The sequence below is a fragment of the Tateyamaria pelophila genome, assembly GCF_019966495.1.
GTDB lineage: Bacteria > Pseudomonadota > Alphaproteobacteria > Rhodobacterales > Rhodobacteraceae > Tateyamaria > Tateyamaria pelophila.
This window is the reverse complement of record NZ_JAIMIA010000086.1, coordinates 1-19,563: the sequence shown is the minus strand read 5'-3', so window position 1 is coordinate 19,563 and position 19,563 is coordinate 1. Positions and strand designations below refer to the sequence as shown.

Sequence of the window (19,563 nt, the reverse complement as noted above, 5' to 3'; positions counted from 1 at the left end):
ACCGTCAGACCCGCCCAATTTGGGCGAAACGCGGGGGTTGGGCCTCTCCAGTCGGGCTACGCCCTCCCTGCGACGCCCAACCCCCGCGTTCTCATCCTGATTGACGCTGGATTCTCATCTTGTTTGTCGCGCTGCACCCTACTAAGCCCGCTGGAAAAGAGGCATTCGGGAATGACTGGGCTGATGCTACTTTTGAACAACGTCGATGCGTTTGCCGCCCGAATGCAGACCACAACGCGGGCAGGACGCAGCCTGGATCTGATGTATTACATCTGGAGTACCGATAACGCGGGGTGGTTGCTAATCGACGCGCTTGTGACCGCCGCTGATCGGGGCGTGCGCATCCGTCTGCTGCTTGATGATGTCAATGTGCAAGGCTTTGACCGTACGTTTCTCGCTCTGACGCAGCATCCGCTGATCGAGGTGCGCCTGTTTAACCCTACGCGCAATCGTGGCCATGCATTGCGCCGTATGGGCGAAATGCTTTTGGGGGTGGCGCGCTTCAACCGGCGCATGCACGGTAAGATGTGGATTGCCGACGGGCGGCTGGCGATTATTGGCGGCCGCAATATTGGCGATACCTATTTCAGTGCGGCCAACGACATCCGAAGCTCGGTTGATGCAGATGTGATGTTGGTAGGTCCAAAGGTGGCCGAGGTTTCGGATGTGTTCGATAGCTATTGGAACCTCGGCTTGTCCTTACCTATTGCTTCTCTTTGGCCCGCGTTACTCGCGAACCCGCGCACTTTTCGCAGCAGGCTGACGCGGCATATTCGATCTGCCGCGTCATGCGCGTTTGTTGTGAAGACTCAGATTGGAAGGCCGCCCGACAGCTTTCTGACCGACCACCTTTATTGGACAGACAAGGTGCAACTGCTCGCGGATCCGCCTGACAAGGCCTATAATCTACATACTGCCCCTTGGATGGACACCGCCATCGCATCGATACTGGAGTCAGCAGAATCTGATGTGCAATTGATTACACCATATTTTGTGCCGGGCGCAGCTGGAATTACAGGTCTCACCGCTTTGATGACGCGCGGGGTGAAAGTCTCCCTGATCACAAACGCTTTGTCAGCAACGGACTCGATCGCGGTGTACGGAGCGTATCGACATTTTCGCAGCCCAATGTTGGCTGCTGGGGCCGACATTTTCGAGTTTTCCAAACCTGCGCTGGTGGGCCGCAGGCGTGACGTGGTGCATTCCAAGGTTTTTATGATTGATGGGCGGCAAGGTATTGTCGGGTCGCTGAATTTTGACTTACGATCAGCTTATATCAATACTGAACTGGGGCTGCTGTTTGAAGGGCCACCACTACTAGCTGAACTGCGTGCGATGTACGACACGCTATCCTCGCCTGAACAAGCATACCAAGTAACTCAAACCGGACAGTCTCTGCACTGGTCCGTCGCGCGCGTCGGCCAGACGACTGTGATGGCTGTAGAGCCAGAATCGGGCTGGTCCAAACGCGCGGTGTCATGGATGGTTGGACATCTGCCGATCCAGAAGTATTTGTAAACAATATGGTTTTTCCGTTCCGGCGCACAACCTCGTTAGCTAAGCCGAACAGCTGCAGCGAATAGATCATGCCGACGCCGAGCAGGACAGTCCATGACTACTTCTTCTTGTCGCCGATTTTGACCGGTGCTTTGCCCTTGGAGAAATCGACGGTTGCAACGGCACCGGCTCAAGACCGCCGCACCGAGTTCCCGCCGGAAATAATCGTGTTAATCAAGTCTGCGACGGCCCGGTGCTTTTCCGTTTCTACCTCTGACCCAATGGCGTTTTCGTGGGTCGCCGCGGCATCGCGGAGAACGCCCAAGATCTCGTGCTCGGGCAGCAGCCCACTATCGTTCATGGCAAGCAGGAGCGCCTCACAGATCGAAAGGGCGGCCTGACCTGCGTGCTCGCTTGTCGTGGACATCTGGGAATTCCTTCTAAGTCATCTTGAACCGGGCAGAGGTGCCAGTCAGGTGCAAGCGTACTTCTCGCAGGAATTGTTCTATGCTGGACTGATCGAGAGCAGTTTCCAAGCGGATTCCTGCTCAAGCGACATAACGAGATGGGAGGGACCGTGAAGACAATCGAGAACAGCCCACTCACCCAAAAGCTCTCTGCGTTCGTCGCTTTGTCAGAGGTCGAGCTGGCCGCGCTCGAACGTCTGCACCAGCGCCGCCGATCATTCGTTGCGGGGCGCGATATGGTGCATCAGGGCCAGTCGGCGCAAGCGGCCTATATTCTGTCGAAAGGTTGGGTCTGTTCCTACAAGCTCCAGCCGGATGGAACGCGCCAGATCGTTGATTTCCAGGTGCCCGGGGATTTCCTGGGGTTGCGGAGCGTTCTTCTGCGCACATCAGATCATAGCTTCGAGCCCATCGTGGATATCGAGGCCGCCGAAGTGTTAACGGTCGACCTTCTTGATGCATTCGCGCAGACGCCGCGACTCGCAACGGCCATTCTGTGGGCAGCGTCACGGGATGAGGCGATGGTGGTTGAACATCTTGTCGGGATCGGCAGGCGGGATGCGGACGCCCGGATGGCACATTTTCTGCTGGAGTTGGGATCGAGGCTGGCGCTGGTGGGTATGGGAGGCAAAGAGGGGTTCGAATGCCCGCTGACACAGTACCACCTCGCAGATGCGCTGGGGCTCAGTGCGGTCCATGTAAACCGCGTCCTGCGACAGCTTCGCGAGTGCGGGCTGGTGACCTTTCGGGACAGCCATGTCACGTTTCACGACTATCAAGGGTTGGTGACACTCGCCGAGTTCGATGCTACATATCTGGATCAGACTGGACCGCTCTTGAAATGAGTGGGCTGCCCTCCATCACACAGCCCAGATCATCATGTCAGACGCCGGACGTCATGCAAGCGCGCGCGTTGCCGCGTCGAGTTCCTTGTTCGTGTCGGCCTCGTTCTTGGCGGTATGCGCCTTTTCGGCGGCCTGATAATGCTTCAGGGCCAGATCTTTCTTCGGACCTGAGGGCGCCTTATCCAACGCGGCTTTGACGGATGTCATCTTCTTGGCGGTCTTGATCTGTTTGGGTGTCATTGGGATTGTCTTTATTATGGACCTTCCGAGAAATAAGAAGCGCACAGGCATGCAGGCCTTTTTGGGATCAGCACGCCCACACGCTTCTCGCGTACTCACAAATAAGTGCTGCCAAACATTCGGCGGGCACACCTTATTTAGAAGTTGTTCGGCCTCCTTCGCACTGACGCAGGTTAGTCCGGCGTAGGCTGCGGGTTGATTGAAACGGTGGTCGGAGTCGGGGAACGGCACAGGCAATGAAATAATACCGTGCAGGCGCCAAGATAGAACCTATGACCCCTTTCTTGGAGTTACGTCACGCGAGGGACGTTTGCTGGTGGGATATCCGCAGCCATGTGCCTTCATCGTGAAGGTATGTGGAGGCACAAAGCGCTTTGAAAATCGGCACGTCGGCTTTCTCTGCCGAGACACTGTAGGTGAGAATGGCGATGTCACCAGACTGCATTGCCCTGCGTTCGGCCATGCCGACCGAACGCCAGCCGGTGTTCTGCGCCAAATGGTTCCCGATGTGGTCGCCCTGCAGGATACCGGGCGGATATGGGAAGATCATGATCGCGTTGGCCGCTGTCGTCGCGCGCGCGTTGTCCGCGCCGCTGGTCCAGAAGTGCTCCTCCATGTTCCAGAGATTAGCCTGTTCTGAGGGCGATAAGTTACCGGCCTTATGTGCAGCATGGTCGGGAGTTTTCGCGCTCGGTGCGGAAAAGGTCATTCGCCTGACCCCAAGCCGCCGACGAACAGTATTTGCATCAGGAAAAAGAGGAGCGCGAATATCGTCCAGATTGCGCCGCTGGACCCCAAACGGCCATCGGAGGCCGAAGAAGCCGCCCGCTTCAGAGAGTTCATCGGTGGACTTTCGGGAAGCAGCAGGCTCAGTTCGCGGGCAACCTTTCCGTGATCGCTTCCGAGTGCTGGAACGTCCCGGAACTTTGAAAGGAGAATTCCAAGCCGCTCGCGTGCAGTTTCCCGCCCCAGCGTGACAAGTTCGGCCGTCTCTTTCCATGGGTCGAGGTTGAGCCGTGCAAGCGTCGAGAGGACCGTCACGACATATCCGTTCCGATCCTCACCAACAGGCGCATAAAGAAATCGTTCGAACTCTGGTGGGTGCGGGTTGAGAACATTGGCTCCGGTCATCGTCATTCCTTTCCTTGACTTCGGGAGAGCTTTTGGCCGCCTTTTGTGCAGGAAGGCGTTCGAAGCATAAGGCCAGGCGCAACACTCCGGGATTTTGCCTATTCTACGCGCGGGTCGGTTCCGGTGCCCTTACACAGGTCAGTGCTGCTAGCTGTCTTCCGGGTGGTCACAGTTGCCTCGGCGGCACGTACTAACATGTGTCAGTGCCCGTCGAATGATCCTGACGTACAAGTAAAAATCGTCCGACTGTGCAGGCCCCGGAGCCAAGGGGTTACAGACAGGTGTGAGCGATGGACCTGCCAACATAGCGGAGACCAGGGATGAACATGCGGTCGACCAGATCGACGGTGACGTTTTCGAACCCGTTCACCTTGTCAGGATACCCGGGCGATTTACCGGCAGGCGACTACGAAGTTCTCGTCGAAGAGGAGCTTCTCCAGGGGCTGAGCTTCGAAGCTTACCGACGGACGGCGACCTACTTGACGGTGCGCGGCAGGGGCAACCATGCCGGACGCACCGAGTTGCGCGCGATTTCCGAAAACGACCTGAAAGAGGCGCTAAGCCGGGATCATGCCACGACCGAGAACAAGAAAGATCAAAGCGATGCGGCGCTTTCTCCGCAGGAGGACTTGAAATGAAAACTCCCGAATGGCTCAAGCCCGGTATCTATGGTGCCGTGATCGGCGCTGTCTTCGTCGGCGTCGTCGGATTTTCGTGGGGCGGCTGGGTGACCGGCAGCACCGCGAATGACAGGGCGATGGCGATGTCCCGAGACGATGTCGTCGCCTCCATGGTACCGGTTTGCCTCGACATGGCGCGGTCCGACCCGGCACGGGCGGACACGCTGGCCACGATCCGGGCCGCCTCGACCTACCAGCGGCGCGACGCGCTCATGACGGCGGGCTGGGCGACCATGCCGGGAACTGACGCCCCGAATCGAGATATCGCGCAAGCTTGCTTGGCAGCCCTCGATGTCGATGGATCACCGGTGCCTGCAGAAAGCGCGTTCGACGAAGGATGAACCGCGCCACGCCAACGGTGTCACCCGAGACAACCAAACTCGAACGGCGTGTCCCGCCCATGAAAAGATGCTTCAGGCCCTGAGAGCCTTCATGGCCCGAACGGAGCCGCGTTTCATTGACCATTTACGGGAACGGTTCGTGGCATCGATGCACATGTCCAGGCACGAAAACGACCACCTTTAAACCGATGACTATGCGGAATAGTTCATCCGCGCCGTAATGCTCCTCGGAGAAGTGCGCGCGCCCAAACGGAAGGAGCCGGAAGTGACCGACAAGCAACCCGTGCCGCCGAGAAGCAGAGGAGAGCAGGGTCCTTCCACGGACCGGCCAGCGCAGCGCGGCGGGGTTCAGGTGCGCGAAAGAAACGGCATCTGGCAGGTGAATGTCGATGGCAAGTTTTGCGGCGACTACCAGCAGAAGGAACATGCGCTTGCGGCCGCGGCCTTGCACAAGGTGTCCCTCCGATGACTGGCAGCACCCGCCCGACCGTCCCACAGGACTTCCCGATCCAGGTGGCCGAGAACGAAGGCATGCCATCGAGACTGAATCCAAAGGTCTCCCTAACACCGGCTGCACGCACCCGACGGCTGACCGGAACGCTCACGCTTGAGCTATCGAAGACACGCGCGGCAACCGGCGGAATCTGGTCCGCCAAGGAGCAAGCGGCGATGAGACATCCCCTCGCGAGGCTGATCGCGAGGATGGCAGTGATAGCTGGTGTGATAGCGTCCATGGCCTTCCCTGTTGTGGCGCAGGATGGCACAGGCCCGATGCCCCAGAACGCTCAGCCGCGCAGCTATGGCAGCGGGTGGGTCTGCGATTTCGGTTACCGGGTGGAGGGCGCCGAATGCCTCGCGCTCGATATCCCCGAGCATGCCTATCCAACCGGGCGCTCCTACGGGACGGGGTGGGAGTGCGACCGTGGGTATGAGGAAGTGAGCGGAACGTCCTGCGATCCCATCCCGGTGCCCGCCAACGCCTTCCTCCGGTCTTACGGCGACGATTGGGAATGCGAACGCGGGTTCCGGAAGGAGGACGAGGCATGCGTGCCCATCGTTCTTCCCGAGCTTGCCTACCTGACAGAAGACAACTCGCGGACGGGATGGACCTGCGATCGTGGCTATGAGGCCCTTGCAGGGACATGCATGCCGATTGCCGTGCCAGAGAACGCATATCTGACCAACGCAGACTACGGCGCCGTATGGGCTTGCGAGAGAGGCTTCGTCAAGATCGACGACCGATGCGACGCCATTGTCTTGCCTGCCAACGCGTTTCTCGACCAGGCATCCTATGGACCTGGCTGGAGCTGTGACCGAGGGTACGAGCCGCTGAGCGGTTCTTGCGTCTCTATCGATCTGCCGGAGAACGCTTATCTCGACCGATCCGGCAACCGGTGGAGTTGCAATCGAGGCTACCAGCTCTCCGATGGGGTGTGCATTCTTGGAAGATAGAAGTGACAAGCCGATGCGCGGCCGTATTGCCGGCATACGCGTCAGCATCGGGTGTCGTCTGCGATACAGCTTCCCGCAGCCGACGCCGCTGATCGCGATGCTGAACGTGCACTATTCGCGCTTCGGGGATCTGGAACGCGCTGACTATCTGGTCACATCGCCGAGCGTGCCACTCGAAAGCTACCGGGACGGTTTCGGCAATTGGTGCACGCGCCTCATGGCTCCGGCGGGCGACTTCGCGCTGTCAACGGATGGCATCTTCCGCGACTATGGCCGGACCCGATCCCGCGTCCCCTGGCGCGCAGCAGCACGCTGTACAGGATCTGCCTTTCGAGACCCTCGTGTTTCTGCAGGGCAGCCGGTATTGCGATACCGATCTTCTTTCGGAGGAGGCGTAGCGTCTTTTTGAGACCACCGAACCCGGGTGGTCACGCGTCCAGGCGATCTGTGATTTCGTGCACGGGCATGTCCGCTTCGACTACATGTGGGCGAAAGCGACGCGCACCGCCTCGCAGACAATGGTCGAGCGACAGGGTGTCTGCCGCGATTTTGCCCATTTCGCAATCGCCTTGTGTAGCTGCATGAATATTCCGGCCCGCTACTGCACCGGATACCTGAGCGACATCGGTGAGCCTTTGCCTCATCCGCCCGGGGACTTCGCCGCATGGATGGAGGTCTTCCTTTCTGGTGAATGGCACATGTTCGACCCGCGGAATAACAAGCCGCGGTTTGCGAAAATCTTGATCGCGCGGGGCCGCGATGCCGCTGACGTACCTCTGACCCAGACATTTGGTCAGAACACTTTGACGGAATTCAAGGTCTGGGCGGATGAATTGGCCTGACTCACATTGGCTTTCTTTTCGATGCGCTATCGTAAACGGGGTCGCCAATCCCCATGTAACCAATAATCGCGCTAAGCATCCCGGTCTGACATGGACGACGAGTTGGCGTCGGCCAATCAAAGGATCGATGACATGTCCTTCAAGGACCTGACCGCTCGGGCTGCGGCCGCAATGAAGCTGAGGCCTGCCGAAACAGCGAAGACCCCTGCCAAGCAGAACGAGTCCAATGCCGCCGGCAAGGAAGCGCTAGCGAAGTCCAAGACATCTTGAGACGTACACAAGACACACGCCCCATTCTCAAAGGCGGCGCGAACCACCCGCATCAGCATGGAGGAATACGCCGATGGAAGACCTGACGAGCAAGACCATCGCGGTCTTTTCTCGACCGTTCACTGTACCGGGCTTCAACGAGACGCTCCCGGCGGGAGAGTACGAAATCGAAACTGAGTTGGCTTCACCCCCGGATCAAAAGGATCCCGCAGCCTGGAAGGCCTCTGTCCTGGTGAAGCTTCATCCCCGGATATCGCATCCCGGTCTTGCGCGGGCCCTGACCGTTTCCCTTGCCGACCTCGACCACGCACGCGCCAGGGACAAGCTGACGGGGCAGGCGTTGTCCGACCTCTTTCTCGAGGAAATACTGGCAGATCCGATGGTGCGTCTCGTGATGGAGGCTGACGGAGTCTCCGAGGCGCATTTGCGACATCTTTATTCTGGGCTCCGGACGCCCCAGTCCGACAGGGATGTGCTGGACCCGAAGCCGGCGCACCAAGGAGCACGCGAAAATGCGTCAATTCAGGCTGCCGAAAACGAAGGCATGCCCTCGCTACCGGAAACGTCGCCGCTCTCACGGACGTGCCTCGTAGCAGAACAGATATGACGGCGAACAAGGCCATGACTGAGGTGGCAGCGCCGGGCATCGCGGCCGCGACCGAAGCCGCACAGGCGCACAGCATCAGGCCGCGTCGGGTGAGTGTTGGTCGCAGGGGTGGAACTCCTTTTTCAAATTTATCCGTAGCGACGGGCTGCGGCCACGCCGCAAATCGCACCAGTACCGCTTACGCCTTGCCTGTCGTACCCGGCCGCCCGACCCAACGCGGTGCGTGTACTCTATAGTCAAGATAGGGCGCTCCAAGGGCCGCTTCCAGCACACGCTCTTCGGAACGGTTCTGTGCATTTGCAGAGTGCCAGAACAAGAAGATTGCGATCACGGCTGGAAGCGACGGAACGGCCAGAGCGACAGCGGTCAGACATATCGCGCAAACAGGTCGGACACGTGACCGCAACCTGCAACGCGCGTCATAGGTCGGCGAACCACACGATATTCCGCCGAGTTCGCATCAAAAAAGAAAAGTCGGTGTCACTGATTTGGGTTAGCTGGTATGGTCTGTCTGTGGTCTAGTATTTGCGCATGCTCTTGGGGCAAGTGAGCATAGCTGAGGCGTTTAAGTACATTGTAGCATGGCAAACAGGCGCTCGACATGTCGTCTGCGTTGAACCGCAAAGCGGTTCAAGAATTGTTTGTTGTGACGCATCGCCGTGAGAACTTTGTGCTGGCACGCCGCGTTTTCCATCGTCCGCATCAAAACTAGAGGCATTGTCTGTGAGTTTTTCAAACACGTCCATCCGAACAATCATCGTTCCTGCTGCCGGGAAAGGCACCCGCATGCTTCCGGCAACGCGGGTTACTGCCAAGGAGCTTTTGCCGGTCTATGATCTTCCGGTCATCGCGTTTGCGATCGACGAGGCGATTGACGCTGGTGCCGAGCGGATCATCGTGGTCATGAACGAAGCGAAAGCAGCGATCCGGGAATTTCTTGGCGATACTGCAGTCGCGTCGAACCAGAGGGCGGGCCGGACGCGTGGTACCGGATCGTCTCCCGAGATCATATATGTGGCGCAGGAAGAAGCCTTGGGCCTTGGCCATGCAATTCTTTGTTGCAAGGGACTGGCACTTCCTGGACCGTTCGGCGTCATTCTGCCCGATGACGTCATCATGGGCCGCAGTTGCCTGTCAGAGATGGCCAGGAACTATCAGGCAGGACACATGATCGCCGCGATGAATGTCCCGCAACAGGACACCGATAAGTACGGGATATTCTCTTTGCGCGGTTCTGCGACCGACGTTTGTATTCCGGTGACCGGCATTGTCGAAAAGCCGCCGGAGGGCCAAGCGCCGTCGTCGCTTGCAGCAGTGGGGCGCTATCTGCTGTTGCCGATGATTTTTGACGTTCTGGGCCACACGGCGAATGGCGCTGGCGGAGAGTTGCAACTGACTGATGCGATTGAAGTTGCGACCCGTTCCGTGCCGTTGACCGCCTTCCAGTTTTCCGGCACCCGGTTCGACTGCGGTTCGCATGACGGCTTGCTTGCGGCCTCAAACGCGCGTCAGGCGACGGTCAGGGCGGGGCGGATAAATCCAACGCTGTCAATCGCACGACCTTTGCCAAGACCCGAGAGAAACGGCAAAATCCATAGTGCTGATCGCCCAGGTTTATTTTGCGAGCCCGCCCGGCACACATCTTGACGGTCCGCCCGATGTCCGCGCCGAAGTGCCAAATGAACCTCATCGCTGGCCCGCCCGTCGATACAATGGAACGGCTCCAAAACGCACTCGTCACTGTCATGAATCGAAAGGATGAATCAATGGATTGGGACCAGATAGAAATAAAATGGGCTGTGATGGCCCGCCGTATTCGCGCCGATGTGCTATGCGGAAAGGCGGATGATAGCGTTCCCGCTCTGCGTCACCTGGGCAAGACTGAGGGGAGCGCAGGCGTCGTCGTCAAACAGAGTGTCGCAGCAAGCACCGCCATCACGCAAAAGCGCGAACCCGTGCCAAATCTTTGATTTTTATAAAGATATCGACCTGGGTTTCCCGAGTTTCGTCTTGGATTCACAGCCGAAATACAATGGGAGTGTGGCAAGATGAGACGCCAATCAGGTCTGATCTTTTTGGCGCAGAACGGCTTGAGCATCACGCGCGGACTTTGGCCGAGGCCCAGAATGTCATCACTGGCGCCGAGCGTCAGACGCCGCGTTTGGATTCACGTGTCAAGGATAACGCCGAGGTTTTGATTGGCGCTTACCGGACTTGCGCGCAAGCCCTGCAAGCCGGACAGACGATCACCCCGGCTGCCGAGTGGTTGTTGGACAACTTTCACCTTGTTGAAGAACAGTTGCGCCAGATTCGCGATGATTTGCCGCCGGGCTATTACCAACAGCTACCAAAACTGGCCGACGGACCGTTTGTCGGCTACCCGCGTGTTCTGGGGATTGCCTGGGCCTATGTTGCCCATACCGACAGCCTGATTTCGGGCCCGGTGCTTGGCCGGTTTGTGCGCGCCTATCAACAGGTGCAGCCCCTTATGATCGGCGAGTTGTGGGCGGTTGCGATCACGCTGCGCATCGTGCTGATTGAGAACATGCGCCGTCTGGCATTACAGATCGGCGAGGGGCAGGCGCAACGCCAACAGGCCAATACAATTGTGAAAGAAGTCATGGCCGCCGAACAAACGCTTGGCCAATCACAGCTTTCAGTGATGAAAACTGCCGTTGGCCCCTACGAAATCGACCCCTTGCCCGAGATTGTTGCCGCCCAGATCGCCAAACGCCTGCGCGGCTTTGACCCGGCGCAGACGCCCCTTTTTGCGTGGCTGGAGGACCGGCTGCGCAGGCAAGGCACGTCGACCGAGGCGGTTGTCGCCAACGCGCAAATGCAACTGGCCGCATCAAACGTCACGATGCGCAACATCGTCACCTCGATGCGGCTGGTGTCCGACATGGACTGGGCAGATTTTTTTGAAGAGGTCAGTCTGGTCGATGCGCACCTGCGGAACGGCCCGACCTTTGCCGAGATGGATTTCGCCACTCGCAACCGCTATCGCACCGCAATCGAGGTCATCGCGTGCGGGTCGCAGCACACCGAAATCGACGTGGCTGAGGCGGGCCTTGCGCTCGCCGCTCAGGGCGACACTGTGCACAGCAGCGAGCCGGGGTATTGGTTCATCGGTGCCGGACGTACGGCGCTGGAAACTAAGTTGAAGTTCAAGCCGTCGCTGCGCCTGCGCATGTTCCGGTGGGTTGGGCGCCTTGGCTTGCCGGGTTATCTGGCAACCATTGCCGCCTTGTCGGTGGTAATCCTTGGCTTTGGGCTGGCGCTGGTCGGGGCAGAGGGGGCAGGCGTCGTGGCGCTACTTGTGCTGGCGATCACCGGTCTGCCTATTGCGATCGATGTCGGCACGGCGATCGTCAATCTGATCGTCACAAGGACCGTGGCCCCGATGGCCCTTCCCGGTCTCGATCTGGCGAAAGGGATCCCACCTGACCTGCGCACGCTGATTGCGGTGCCCGTGCTTTTGGATGATACCGAAGATCTGGAGGCGCAGATCGAGCGGCTTGAGGTGCATCATTTGTCAAGTACGGGCGGCGCACTGCATTACGTACTCCTGTCCGACGCCAAAGATGCTGGAAGCCAGACGACAGCCGAGGACGACGCCCTTGTTGCGGCTGCCGTAGCATCGATTGCAGACCTGAACCAACGCTATCCGTCGGATCAGGGTCCGTTGTTCTTTTTCCTGCACAGGCGACGTTTGTGGAACCCAAGCCAAGGCGTCTGGATGGGATGGGAACGCAAGCGGGGCAAGCTGGCCGAGTTGAACCGACTTTTGCGCGGCGCGACCTACACCGGTTTCGACATCCAAAGTAGCCCGCTGCCGCCGGACATTCGCTATGTCATCACGCTGGATGCCGACACCCGCCTGCTGCATGGAACGGTGCGCCAGATGGTTGGCAAGATGGCGCACCCGTTGAACCGGCCCTTATTTGGCGGCACGGCGCAACGCGTGACACAGGGTTACGGCGTCCTCCAGCCGCGCGTGACCGCTGACCTGCCCACAGGGAACGAGGGATCGATATATCAACGCATCTTTTCCAGCCCCGGCGGTATTGACCCCTATGTCGCTGCGACCTCGGACCTTTATCAAGATCTTTTCGGCGAAGGATCCTTTACTGGCAAAGGCATATACGATGTTGATGCATTTCAAACTGCGCTGGCAGGGCGCGTTCCTGAAAACACCATGCTCAGCCACGATCTTTTCGAAGGCGTGTTTGCACGCGCCGCATTGGCGTCCGACATCGAAGTCGTCGAGGATTTTCCAACTCGATACGACGTGGATATCCGCCGCCACCACCGTTGGGTTCGGGGAGACTGGCAGCTTTTTCCGTGGATTTTTGGTTTCGGGGGGGCGGATCAAGGCAGCCTGCCCGCGCTTGGCCGTTGGAAGATGATCGATAATCTGCGCCGGTCGCTGTTGGCGCCGATGGCAATGCTGACGCTGTTTGTCGGCTGGATGATGCCGCCGGTCGCGGCCGCGATCTGGACGACGGCGATCGTCGGCCTGCTGGCCCTGCCGCGCTTGTTGCCGCTGCCCTTTGGGATCGTGCCGGCCAAGTCGGACGTGACACTCCGCAGTCACTTTGCCGCCCTGGGCAACGACACGCTGAGCGCGCTTGGGCAGATTGCCCTGTCGATGATCCTGCTGGCAAATACTGCGGCATCAATGGCAGATGCCATCTTGCGCACGATCTGGCGGCTTGTCGTTTCGCGTCGGCATATGTTGGAATGGGTGACGGCTGCCCATGCGGGGGGCAGCACCCGTCCCTCTGTGGCCCTGCAATATTGGCGCATGGCCCCTGGTGTCATCCTTGGCCTGGGTGCATGCGGTGTGGCTGCAGTGATCAACCCGGCCATGATCCTCTGGCTGGTGCCCTTTGCACTGGCCTGGATCTCTGCCCCGGCCGTCGCCCGGTTCATCAGTCTGCGCCGGATCGCCAGACCCGTCCCGCAAATATCAAACGATCAGGCGCGCGCGTTGCGCCTGATCGCTCGCCAGACATGGCGTTATTTTGAGACTTTCGTGACGGCACGAGAAAATTTCCTTCCACCCGACAACTTTCAGGAAACCCCAAGGCCCGCCATCGCGACCCGGACCTCACCGACCAATATCGGCCTTTATCTGCTGTCGACGGTCGTGGCGCGTGACATGGCGTGGATCGGACAGCAGGCAGCACTGCATCGGATGAAAGATACGTTGCAGACGATCCTGCGGATGCCGCGTTACCGTGGCCACGTTTACAACTGGCATGACACGCGCGATCTGCGCGTGCTGGAACCGGCGTATGTGTCGACGGTGGACAGCGGCAATCTGGCCGGACACCTAATTGCCGTTGCGCAGGCGTGCCGTGAATGGAAATCGATTCCCGTTGAAACCGCCACCATGCGTCAGGCGTTGCAAGACACCATCGGGCTTGCTCAAGACGCGCTGAGGGACGGGTCGGTCAGCGCCGACCTGGGGCGGTTACTGGATACCCTTGCTGCGGCCGCCCATGCCCCGTCGTTTGCACTGGCTGACATGCTGTCTGACGCGACCGCTGCCCACGACATGGCCCTGACGCTGGCCGAACCGGATTCGGACATCGCGTTCTGGACCGACGCCATTCACCAGTGCCTTCAGGACCACCTTGCCGATCAAGACCAATCGCCGGACACACAGCTTCTTGGTGACGTCGCGGCGATGGCGCATACCATCGCAATAGAAATGGATTTCGGCTTCCTGTTGGAACCGGACAAAAAGCTGTTGTCGATAGGGTTTTCGTTAAACACCAACCGGCTTGACACCAACTGCTATGACCTTTTGGCGTCCGAGGCGCGGCTAGCCAGCCTGTTTGCCATCGCCAAGGGCGATGTCGACACGCGCCACTGGTTCCGGCTGGGCCGATCCGCAACGCCGATCGGATCCGGTTCGGCGCTGATTTCATGGTCGGGCAGCATGTTTGAATATCTCATGCCGTCCCTCGTTATGCGCGCACCGGCTGGGTCCGTGCTGGAACAGACAAACCGGCTGGTCGTCGCCTGTCAGCAAACCTATGGCGCAAGCGTCGGGGTGCCGTGGGGCATTTCGGAATCGTCCTACAACGCCCGCGATCTGGAAATGACCTATCAATATTCTAATTTCGGCGTGCCGGGCCTGGGGCTCAAGCGGGGGTTGAGCGAAAACAGGGTCATCGCACCCTATGCCACGGGGTTGGCCGCGATGGTCGACCCGGTGGCGGCTGTGCAGAACTATGACCGGCTCGCATCCATTGGTGCCCAAGGTCGTTTCGGGTTTTACGAAGCGGTCGATTTCACACCTGCGCGCCTGCCGGAAAATCGGGACCACGCGCTGGTGCGTAGTTTTATGGCGCACCATCAAGGCATGACGATCACCAGCATCGCCAACGCCTTGCAGCAGGGTCGCCTGCGCGACAGGTTCCATGCCGAACCTATGATCCAGAGTGTCGATTTGCTGCTGCATGAACGTGTGCCGCGCGACGTGGCCGCCGCGCCGCCGCGGGCAAAGGATGTGCTGGTCGGTGCGGTGCAGATCACCGACACGCCGATGATGCGGGTCTTTGACGCGCCAGCCGAGGCGGTTCCGACTGCGCATCTGCTGTCGAACGGCAACTATGGGGTGATGTTGACCGCGACGGGCGAGGGTTTCAGCCGCTGGCGCGATCTCGCCATCACCCGCTGGCGGTCAGAGCCGACAAAGGCCGCGCTGGGGTCGTTCATCTTTCTGCGCGATACGACAACCGATCTGCTGTGGTCTGCCGGGGTGCAGCCGTTGCACAGTGACGCATCGCGCCACCACGCTGTATTCAGCGAACATCAGGCATCGTTCACACGGCAGGCCCCGCACCTGACGACGATGACCGAAGTAGTCGTTTCAGCCGAAGACGATGCTGAGGCACGGCGGGTCACGTTGACCAATACCGGGCGTCGCGGGCGTGAGGTAGATGTAACCTCTTACGCCGAACTGGCGCTGGCTCATCAGTCGGCAGATCAGGCGCATCCGGCGTTTTCCAAAATGTTCGTCGTGACCGATTATCTGCCTGAACTTGGGGTAATTATCGCCACCCGGCGTCGCCGCTCATCCAGCGATCCCGAGGTTTGGGCGGCCCATATCGCGGTCGTGGAAGGATCAGAGACCGGTCCGATCGAGATTGAAACGGACCGGGCAAAATTCATCGGGCGCGGCTGCAGTATCGAACAGGCGGCAATGGCAACCGCACCGCTTTCCGGCACGACGGGCGCGGTACTCGATCCGATCTTTTCGATCCGCCGCCGCGTTGCAATCCCGGCAGGCGGGGTTACTCGTGTTACGTTCTGGACGATGGTCGCAGAAACGCCCGATGGCCTGCTTGACCTTGTCGACAGGCACCGCGACCCCACTGCAGTTGCGCGGGCCGCGACCTTGTCATGGACCCAAGCGCAGGTGCAGTTGCGCCACCTTGGGATCAGCCATGCCGACGCTGCCGATTTTCAGACATTGGGCGGCATGGTCATGCGCCGTGACGGGCGCCTGCGTGCCTCGCCTGCGCAGATCATCGCGGGCACAGCGCCGCAATCGGCGCTGTGGGCATTGGGGATTTCTGGCGACCTTCCGATCGTGCTGTTGCAGATCGACGACGCTCAGGACATCGGCGTTCTGAATCAAGTTATTACTGCACACGAATACTGGGGGATGCGCCAGCTTGGCGTGGACCTGGTGGTCTTGAACGAAAGGTTGTCATCCTATGTTCAGGACTTGCAGATCGCTATCGATAGCGCCGTTCGGGCCGCGCAGTCCCGACCCCGAGCAAACGGCATTCATGCGCCCGCCAAGGGCACGATCTATACTCTGCGATCTGATATTCTGAACGCTGGCGCACGAGAACAGCTTTTGTCGATGGCGCAACTGGTTCTTGTGGCCGGACGCGGTAGCATCAGCCAGCAATTGTCAGTTTTGGCCATTCCGCAAGAAACTGTGATGCTCGGGCCAAAAGTGGCGGCACAAGCTCCAACAACTCCAGTTCTGCCCGAGATGGAGTTTTTCAACGGCACGGGCGGATTCGCCTATGAAGGGCGTGAATATGTGACGGTCCTGCGCGATGGGATGACGACGCCTGCGCCGTGGATCAACGTTATCGCCAATCCGGACTTCGGGTTTCAGGTGTCTGCGGAAGGATCGGGCCATATCTGGTCTGAAAACAGCCGCGAAAATCAGATCACGCCGTGGTCGAATGATCCCGTTGCCGACCCTGCGGGTGAGGCGATCTATCTGCAGGATCTGGACACCAATCAGGTCTGGACACCCACCGCCCTGCCGATCAGGGGCCCCGGCACCTACATCGCACGTCACGGTTTTAGCTACACGTTGTTCGAGCATGAGAGCCACGGCATCGCTGCCAGCATGGAGCAGTTCGTGCCTCTGGATGCGTCTGTCAAGATTTCCCGGCTGACTTTGCGCAACACCAGCCTCATGGTGCGCAAACTGTCGGTCACTGCCTATACCGAATGGGTGCTTGGCACGTCACGCAGTGCGACATCAGCATACGTGATTACGAAGCCAGATCCCGCTACCGGGGCAATTCTGGCTCAGAACACCTTCAGTACAGCCTTTCCTGGCCGCGTTGCATTTGCCGATCTTGGCGCTGGCACCAGCAGCGTGACTGCGGATCGGGCGGAATTCATTGGTCTTGGTGGCACTCTTGCAGCACCGGCGGCGATCAACGGGCGGCCGCTGTCTGGTCGCACGGGTCCCGCACTCGATCCCTGCGCTGCCTTGCAGCGCCGGGTGACCCTGCGACCTGGCGCAATGGTCGAGGTGGTTTTTCAGATCGGTCAGGCAGACAGCGAAGCAGCTGCCAGCGCGCTGATCCAGCGGATGCGGGATGCCGACCTTGACGAGACCTTGCAGGCGGTGAAGCGTCATTGGACCGACCTGCTGACCACGGTGCAGGTCACCTCGCCCGACAGGGCGATGGATATCATGCTAAACGGCTGGTTGCTGTATCAGACACTGGCTTGCCGGATCTGGGCCCGTGCCGGGTTTTATCAGGCGAGCGGCGCCTACGGATTTCGCGATCAGTTGCAGGATGGCATGGCCCTGACCTTTAGTCGGCCCGATATGACGCGGGCGCATCTGTTGCGCGCCGCCAGTCGTCAGTTCCCCGAAGGGGACGTGCAGCACTGGTGGTTGCCGCATTCCGGGCAAGGGGTGCGCACCCGCATTTCGGACGACCGCGTCTGGCTTGGCTACGGCGTGGCCCGCTATATTTCCGTATCAGGGGATGAGGGCATTCTGGATGAGGATTTGCCGTTTTTGCAGGGGCCACCGGTCCCGCCCGGTGCGCACGACGATTTCTTTCAACCGACCGTATCGGAGACGAGCGCCAGCCTGTTTGAACACTGTGCGCGTGGGCTGGATCAAGCCATTGACCTGACGGGTGAAAACGGGATGCCGCTGATCGGTACCGGCGACTGGAATGACGGGATGAACCGCGTCGGCGAGGGCGGGGCAGGCACCAGCGTCTGGCTTGGCTGGTTGATGATAGCCACGATCGACATGATGGCGCCGCTGGCCGATAGCCGTGATCCAGCGCGCGCTGTGCGATGGCGACTTCATGCGCGAGCCGTGCGCGAGGCGATTGAAACGCAGGGTTGGGACGGGGCGTGGTATCGGCGCGGCACCTTTGACGACGGCACCATCCTTGGATCTGCCGCATCCGAAGAATGCCAGATCGACAGTATTGCGCAATCCTGGGCTGTGCTGTCCGGGGCTGCCGAACCGGAACGCGCCCGGATCGCGATGGCGTCAATGACCGAACATCTGGTGCGTCCCGATCTTGGTCTAGCGCTGCTGTTCACGCCGCCGTTCGATCGCGCCCCCGTCGATCCGGGATATATCAAGGGCTATCCGCCCGGCCTGCGCGAGAATGGCGGCCAATACAGCCATGCAGCGATGTGGACCATCCTGGCGCAAACCAGACTGGGGAACGGAGATGCAGCAGGCCAGCTTTTCGCCATGCTTAATCCGATCAATCACGCGCTGACGCCGGACGCCGCCGACCGCTATAAGGTAGAGCCCTATGTGCTCGCCGCCGATGTTTATTCAACCGCACCGCACGAGGGACGGGGGGGGGTGGACGTGGTACACCGGGTCGGCCGGGTGGATGTACCGTGCAGGTGTCGAAGGACTGCTGGGCCTGAACCGGGCTGGAGTAAACCTTTTACTGAACCCCTGCTTTCCAAAAGCCTGGCCTAAGGTTTCGGCGACGATCACCCTTCGCCGCACGCGGATCGCGATCACCATCTTTAACCCCGATGGCACGGGGTATGGCGTTACGGGCGCAGAACTGAATGGCACCGAGCTGTCCGTCGGCAAAGACGGCGTGACCTTGCCGATACTGGAAGGTCGACATGATCTGATTGTCACTCTTGGATCGGTGACAGAGTAATGCAGCATCGGCATGCTGCACGTCGGTTTGCTCCCCGCGAGCATTGTCAGAGCAAAAACTCTTGAGCGGCTCGGCGGACGTCTAGACTGTCAGGATGACCCAGCGCCGCCCCGTTTGTGCATTTCAAGACCTCGCCCGAATTCATCCGCCGGGCGGTAATTATGTACGTGCGGCTTCCACTCTGGCTCTGCAATGTAGACGATCTGCTGCATGAACGCGGGATTGAGATTAGCCACGAGACAGTCCAGTTCTGGTGGAACAGGTTTGGCCCGCTGGTCGCGGCCCGGACCGTATTATCGCGACTGGTCAGCAAAAGCCGGAAACCGGCCGTGCGGGTTCATTGCAGACCACAAGGAGCGATGCCAGCCATTACGCATGACGCTGAAATGGCGAATTCGATCTATCAATCCCGCACCCAGACGACGAAAAAGACCTTCCTTGAGATGGTCGCTGCCTAACTTTACCCATAGCACAAACCTTACCGCAGTTTAGATCAATCCAGCTTCGGTGATGCGCAGGAGAGGTCATGGCTTTGGTCAACGCTGCTCCGCGCTTCACAGAAACCTCCGGATTCTTGACTGGTTTAGTCAAGAATCCACCCCGAGCGGCCTGTCTCGATACGTAAATATCTGAAATTAATACGCTTTATATCAGGCGCTGGGCGAAGTGGATTCCGGGTGGACTCCCCCACGAAATCCACTTTCGCTAGCGAAATGCTGCGCTGCGCCCCCCCGTATACAAACTGGGCCGGG

General features: G+C 59.5%; 17 protein-coding genes and 1 pseudogene. 14 read left to right on the top strand and 4 right to left on the bottom strand.

The genetic code is table 11. The features are described from left to right. Positions 1-171: 171 nt before the first annotated feature. Positions 172-1,518 carry a phospholipase D-like domain-containing protein gene (locus LC354_RS20090; protein WP_223427195.1) on the top strand — a complete coding sequence of 449 codons (1,347 nt, stop codon included), beginning with the start codon at positions 172-174 and terminating at the stop codon, positions 1,516-1,518. 169 nt (positions 1,519-1,687) lie between these two features. Here LC354_RS20090 and LC354_RS20085 read toward each other — a convergent pair whose 3' ends face one another. Then, a complete protein-coding gene (locus LC354_RS20085) occupies positions 1,688-1,924 on the bottom strand; it encodes a hypothetical protein (RefSeq protein ID WP_223427193.1) in 237 nt (78 codons plus the stop codon). A 138-nt stretch (positions 1,925-2,062) separates the two neighbouring features. Between LC354_RS20085 and LC354_RS20080 the strand changes: the two genes are divergently transcribed. Beyond that, positions 2,063-2,809, top strand: a complete 747-nt coding sequence (locus LC354_RS20080) for a Crp/Fnr family transcriptional regulator (RefSeq protein WP_223427192.1) — start codon at positions 2,063-2,065, stop codon at positions 2,807-2,809. A 51-nt stretch (positions 2,810-2,860) separates the two neighbouring features. On the opposite strand, the gene LC354_RS20075 is transcribed toward LC354_RS20080, so the two are convergent. From LC354_RS20075 to LC354_RS20065, 3 genes are all read right to left on the bottom strand, one after another. Further along, complete coding sequence (locus LC354_RS20075) at positions 2,861-3,049, bottom strand: hypothetical protein (protein WP_223427191.1); 189 nt, start codon at positions 3,047-3,049, stop codon at positions 2,861-2,863. Between the two features lie 295 nt (positions 3,050-3,344). After that, on the bottom strand, positions 3,345-3,758 hold the full coding sequence (locus tag LC354_RS20070; RefSeq protein ID WP_223427190.1) for a hypothetical protein: 414 nt from the start codon (positions 3,756-3,758) through the stop codon (positions 3,345-3,347). Then, the gene (locus LC354_RS20065; protein WP_223427189.1) at positions 3,755-4,186 is read right to left on the bottom strand and encodes a hypothetical protein; all 432 of its coding nucleotides are present in this window, start codon (positions 4,184-4,186) and stop codon (positions 3,755-3,757) included. The genes LC354_RS20070 and LC354_RS20065 overlap by 4 nt, the downstream gene beginning before the upstream one ends. Before the next feature lie 320 nt (positions 4,187-4,506). Between LC354_RS20065 and LC354_RS20060 the strand changes: the two genes are divergently transcribed. From LC354_RS20060 to LC354_RS20005, 12 genes and pseudogenes are all read left to right on the top strand, one after another. After that, a complete protein-coding gene (locus tag LC354_RS20060; RefSeq protein ID WP_223427188.1) occupies positions 4,507-4,818 on the top strand; it encodes a hypothetical protein in 312 nt (103 codons plus the stop codon). Then, positions 4,815-5,201, top strand: a complete 387-nt coding sequence (locus LC354_RS20055) for a hypothetical protein (RefSeq protein ID WP_223427187.1) — start codon at positions 4,815-4,817, stop codon at positions 5,199-5,201. Before LC354_RS20060 ends, LC354_RS20055 begins: the two co-directional genes overlap by 4 nt. Positions 5,202-5,466: 265 nt before the next feature. Next, on the top strand, positions 5,467-5,670 hold the full coding sequence (locus tag LC354_RS20050; protein WP_223427186.1) for a hypothetical protein: 204 nt from the start codon (positions 5,467-5,469) through the stop codon (positions 5,668-5,670). Further along, positions 5,667-6,653, top strand: coding sequence for a hypothetical protein (locus LC354_RS20045; protein ID WP_223427185.1), 987 nt, complete (start codon positions 5,667-5,669; stop codon positions 6,651-6,653). The genes LC354_RS20050 and LC354_RS20045 overlap by 4 nt, the downstream gene beginning before the upstream one ends. Further along, a complete protein-coding gene (locus LC354_RS20040; RefSeq protein ID WP_223427183.1) occupies positions 6,643-7,062 on the top strand; it encodes a hypothetical protein in 420 nt (139 codons plus the stop codon). The genes LC354_RS20045 and LC354_RS20040 overlap by 11 nt, the downstream gene beginning before the upstream one ends. 73 nt (positions 7,063-7,135) lie before the next feature. Further along, the gene (locus LC354_RS20035; protein ID WP_263289491.1) at positions 7,136-7,495 is read left to right on the top strand and encodes a transglutaminase-like domain-containing protein; all 360 of its coding nucleotides are present in this window, start codon (positions 7,136-7,138) and stop codon (positions 7,493-7,495) included. A 132-nt stretch (positions 7,496-7,627) separates the two neighbouring features. Beyond that, positions 7,628-7,765: a hypothetical protein gene (locus LC354_RS20030; protein WP_223427181.1), complete on the top strand. Its 138-nt coding sequence runs from the start codon at positions 7,628-7,630 to the stop codon at positions 7,763-7,765. A gap of 73 nt (positions 7,766-7,838) precedes the next feature. Further along, positions 7,839-8,372: a hypothetical protein gene (locus LC354_RS20025; protein ID WP_223427180.1), complete on the top strand. Its 534-nt coding sequence runs from the start codon at positions 7,839-7,841 to the stop codon at positions 8,370-8,372. 723 nt (positions 8,373-9,095) lie between these two features. After that, the gene (locus LC354_RS20020; protein ID WP_223427178.1) at positions 9,096-10,019 is read left to right on the top strand and encodes a UTP--glucose-1-phosphate uridylyltransferase; all 924 of its coding nucleotides are present in this window, start codon (positions 9,096-9,098) and stop codon (positions 10,017-10,019) included. Between the two features lie 119 nt (positions 10,020-10,138). Continuing rightward, entirely contained in the window at positions 10,139-10,342 is a 204-nt protein-coding gene (locus LC354_RS20015; RefSeq protein WP_223427176.1) for a hypothetical protein, read from the top strand. 62 nt (positions 10,343-10,404) lie between these two features. Then, the gene (locus LC354_RS20010) at positions 10,405-18,618 is read left to right on the top strand and encodes a GH36-type glycosyl hydrolase domain-containing protein (RefSeq protein WP_223427175.1); all 8,214 of its coding nucleotides are present in this window, start codon (positions 10,405-10,407) and stop codon (positions 18,616-18,618) included. Between the two features lie 309 nt (positions 18,619-18,927). Continuing rightward, positions 18,928-19,095 (top strand): annotated as a pseudogene (locus LC354_RS20005) (IS6 family transposase); the annotation flags it as partial. Between the last annotated feature and the right edge of the window lie 468 nt (positions 19,096-19,563).